Annotated in this window: 1 protein-coding gene; it reads right to left on the reverse strand. The window is 60.1% G+C overall.

Annotation, left to right across the window (positions count from 1 at the left end):
• The coding region (locus AAAX36_RS09440; protein ID WP_349075289.1) for a hypothetical protein at positions 1–607 on the reverse strand (607 nt) is incomplete at its 3' end.
• Positions 608–818: the final 211 nt, after the last annotated feature.

Below are 818 nucleotides of genomic sequence, written 5' to 3' on the forward strand. Positions count from 1 at the left end.
GGAACAGTTTGTCGGTTGTTGCTGTGATGGCGGCATTCTTGTCGGCTCCGTCGACGTTATTCGTCAGCTTCCTGACCGGTTTCACCTTGGACTGGAAGTCTGAGGGCATCAGGTTCCAGATCTCGCCGGAGTTCATCTTCGCGCGGAGCTCGCACTTCTCCCATCCGCCGACGGCGGTATTATCGGCATTCATGAGATATTTGCCAATTGCTTCGTTCTTGGTCAAGAACGTAAGACCAGCCTTGCCCGAGCCGTCGGCCAAATCATCATGGTTGATGCCGATAATCTTATACTCGAGCGTCTTGCCGTCGGTGAGCTTCATCGTGAACTTGGTGCCGGCATCCATGGCGGCCTTCGCCTTGGCGTACGCCGGCGATGCCTCGCCCTTCGCGGCGATGTCCTCGGCCACGGCCTTCTGCTCGTCCAAGGTCCAGTCCTTCGCGTCCTTGGCGATGGCCGCCTGGACGGTCGCGGAGTCGGCCCCGGTAGAACCTCCACCGGATGCTCCGCCGCCCTCCGTGCCAGCGCTGGCACCGCTATTCACCGTGTTGCCGACCAGGTTGAACTGGTTGCGGATGGCGCCCGCCACGTCGGGTCCGGCGAACACGATCACCAGGCCTATGACGGCGATGATCAGGACGTACTCGATGATAGACTGCCCTCGGAGAAGAGTACCTCTAGGAGATACCCCCGTCGCGGGCATCCTAGGCCTTGATACCGATGACGAGAACATCAAGCAAGCCTTCGACCTCGCGCACGAGCAGGGCCTCGAATATCACTTTGACATCAAGGGCGACGACGCCTCCATCCACCCCAAC

Source organism: Collinsella sp. CLA-ER-H10 (genome assembly GCF_040092475.1).
Lineage (GTDB): Bacteria > Actinomycetota > Coriobacteriia > Coriobacteriales > Coriobacteriaceae > Collinsella.